We start from the raw sequence: 946 nt of genomic DNA, 5'->3' as shown, positions 1-946 counted from the left end.
ATCTCGCGCCGGGTCTGCTTGCGCTTGCCCAGGCCCTCAGCGTCACCGAACGTCAGCTGCATAGATGATCCTCTACATGATGAGGCGGGTAGTGTCGCGTATCTGTGGTGCGTTGTTCAGAGCTTCCCTAAAGACCAAACGCTTACCGGGCGAAGTGCGCGCCCATGTCGCCAAAAGCTGTAACCGAGCAGCATCTCGAAGCGGCCCATGGCGCTTAGATGCATAATCTTTCGCAACAGATAGATGTTGGGCGGGTGATGCCCGCACTTCGCATAGCGCTTCTTCGATAGCGTTGAGTGAAAACTGCTGCGAAAGCGAAACCTGAGGCATTTCCGAACCCTGCTAATTATCGTGAACTCATCGCGGGGAGTGAGAAATTTGTCCCGTCGATGAAAAGAATCAAGACGAGCCTTTGGTGCCTGAACCTACTACCACTGTTGCAAGGAATTCAAGCAGCATACCCTGCGGTGGCCTTACATAAAAACCCCAATTCTATCGTCCAGAATTTGAATACAGCTCGTTTCGCACCTGCTCAGCTCTGGCCTTGGCTTCCTCGTAGCGAAGCTCCTGCAACATCATTACAGCCACTTCACCCAGCTCATCGGCCAATTCCTGCTCGCCAATGGCCCCCATCACTTGCTCCCAGAAGCTTGCCGCCCGCACGAAACCCAGACGCGGCCCAATGGCGGATCGTCGTCGCGAGGATGAAGAGGTGATGGTGGGGGCGACCGGCTGAGGTGCGGGCGCTGGATCCAAGATCTCGGCCAACGCTTCAAGCGGCATCTGGATCAATCCGTCGATCTTGCGAGCACCAGGATAGGGTTCACCCCCGTTTTCACGGACACTTACAAGAAGGCCGATCAAGGCCATGAGGAGTGTTCATGTCAAAGCGCAGGAAGTTCACTGCCGAGTTCAAGCGTGGCGCGGTTGAGCAGGCCAGCCAGCC

Annotated in this window: 1 protein-coding gene; it reads right to left on the bottom strand. The window is 56.0% G+C overall.

From position 1 onward, the window contains the following. Positions 1-492 precede the first annotated feature (492 nt). Positions 493-870, bottom strand: coding sequence for a hypothetical protein (locus F7R02_RS25585; protein ID WP_151210331.1), 378 nt, complete (start codon positions 868-870; stop codon positions 493-495). Positions 871-946: the final 76 nt, after the last annotated feature.

Source organism: Xanthomonas cissicola, from assembly GCF_008801575.1.
Classification (GTDB): domain Bacteria; phylum Pseudomonadota; class Gammaproteobacteria; order Xanthomonadales; family Xanthomonadaceae; genus Xanthomonas; species Xanthomonas cissicola.
This window is presented reverse-complemented; position numbering and strand designations above follow the sequence as displayed.